Below are 1,734 nucleotides of genomic sequence, written 5' to 3'. Positions count from 1 at the left end.
TTGGAGTATGATGCGTACATAGAAGCGACTGGTTTTCGGGTCAGGAGGATGGCATGACGGTTCAAATGGTGATCGAGGTGCAGAATCGTCAGGGTGCGGAGACGATTGTGCAGGCGCTCGATGGGTATAAGGTCCGCCGGCGCGCCGGCATCGAGCGCACAAAGCGCCGTCTGGCGTCCTTTGAAACGCGCTATGGTGTGGACACGGCGCGTTTTCTGCGCGAGATGACGGCTGAGGATCTGGCCGGCGGTGATATGGAATATGTCGAATGGGTAGGTGAGGCGAAGCTGTTGACAGGCTTGGCGGCTGAATTGAAGGAGAGGAGACCCGATGCGATATCTGACCTGGAATGACTACGTAAGGCTTGCGCTGAGCTATGGTGTGTTCAGCCGGAACGAAGATGGTAGCTGGACGGTCGAGGTGTCAGTGCTGCCCGGCTGCGTGACCTGGGGAGCAACCCGCGCCGAAGCGGCCGTGATGGCGGAAGATGCCGTGCAGGGATGGCTGGTCACCGCGTTGCGTTTCGGCGACGAGATACCGGTGATCGATGGGAATGCTTTGGGCTACTCGATCGATGTCCCCGCGGGGGCGGAGTTGGCGTATGCCTAAGTTGAGCCCTGAGAAGCCGCTCGTCGTCACTCAGAAATTGCGGCGGCTCGGCTACGAAGGCCCTTTCGGCGGCGGACGCCACGTCTTCATGCGTCACCCGGGGACGAGGGCCAAAATATCCGTACCTGCTCACGGCGGCCGCGATATTCCGGTGGGGACATTGGCCGCGATCATTAAGCAGGCTGGCGTCTCCGTGGAGGAGTGGTTGGCTTTGTAAATGGAACTCGCTGCGATGCTTGAGAGGACTGGCGTCGTGTCTCGATGTACTTTGTCCTTCGTGAGCTTCGCGCTTCTGGCGCAGACGCTTCGCATCACTTTGCAGCTTTGAGCCCCGCACGTTTTGCCCGGACCCGTTCCAGCGCCGCGCGATCGCTGGCGAGATCGGGATGTTCGATGGCCGCATCCAGCGCGACGACGATCTTCAGTTCCTCCTCGGCCCTGGCTAAATCGCCCATATCCTCATAAACCATCGCCATGTTATAGCGCGTAATGCTTTCTCCCCATCGGTCGCCCACCTGGCGCAGAAGCGGCAGCGCCTGCTCGTAGAAGTCGAGCGCCTTGCGCTTGTCGCCCAGGGCGTCGTAGACCGCTCCAATATTGTTGAGCGTGGTCGCCTCGCCGCCCCGGTCGCCCACCTGGCGCAGCAGCGGCAGGGCCTGCTCGTAGAAGTCGAGCGCCTTGCGCTTGTCGCCCAGGGCGTCATGGACCCTGCCGATGTTGTTGAGGGTGGTCGCCTCGCCGCCCCGGTCGCCCACCTGGCGTCTCAGCGGCAGGGCCTGCTCGTAGAAGTCGAGCGCCTTGCGCTTGTCGCCTAGGTCGTCATAGACCCCGCCGAGGTTGTTGAGCGTGGTCGCCTCGCCGCCCCGGTCGCCCACTTGGCGCCTCAGCGGCAGCGCCTGCTCGTAGAAGTCGAGCGCCTTGCGCTTGTCGCCTAGGTCGAAATGGACCCCGCCGATGTTGTTGAGCGTGGTCGCCTCGCCGCCCCGGTCGCCCACCTGGCGCAGCAGCGGCAGCGCCTGCTCGAAGAAGTCCAGCGCCTTGCGCTTGTCGCCCAGGTCGGAATGGACCCCGCCGAGGTTGTTGAGCGTGGTCGCCTCGCCGCCCCGGTCGCCCACCTGGCGTCTC

At 63.4% G+C, this 1,734-nt stretch carries 4 protein-coding genes; 3 read left to right on the top strand and 1 reads right to left on the bottom strand.

Translation table 11 applies throughout. The features are described from left to right. The first annotated feature begins 53 nt into the window (after positions 1-53). From QZY07_RS21580 to QZY07_RS21570, 3 genes are read left to right on the top strand one after another with little or no spacing between them, the layout of a single operon-like run. Entirely contained in the window at positions 54-353 is a 300-nt protein-coding gene (locus QZY07_RS21580; protein ID WP_295407258.1) for a hypothetical protein, read from the top strand. Then, complete coding sequence (locus tag QZY07_RS21575; protein ID WP_295407255.1) at positions 331-609, top strand: type II toxin-antitoxin system HicB family antitoxin; 279 nt, start codon at positions 331-333, stop codon at positions 607-609. The genes QZY07_RS21580 and QZY07_RS21575 overlap by 23 nt, the downstream gene beginning before the upstream one ends. Beyond that, on the top strand, positions 602-826 hold the full coding sequence (locus QZY07_RS21570) for a type II toxin-antitoxin system HicA family toxin (RefSeq protein ID WP_295407252.1): 225 nt from the start codon (positions 602-604) through the stop codon (positions 824-826). The genes QZY07_RS21575 and QZY07_RS21570 overlap by 8 nt, the downstream gene beginning before the upstream one ends. Positions 827-920: 94 nt before the next feature. On the opposite strand, the gene QZY07_RS21565 is transcribed toward QZY07_RS21570, so the two are convergent. Then, on the bottom strand, positions 921-1,734 hold an 814-nt coding region (locus tag QZY07_RS21565; protein WP_295407249.1), incomplete at its 5' end, for a tetratricopeptide repeat protein.

The organism is uncultured Thiocystis sp., assembly GCF_903866365.1.
Classification (GTDB): Bacteria; Pseudomonadota; Gammaproteobacteria; order Chromatiales; family Chromatiaceae; genus Chromatium.
Note: the sequence above shows the minus strand (reverse complement) of the source record. Positions and strands in the feature narration are given on the sequence as shown.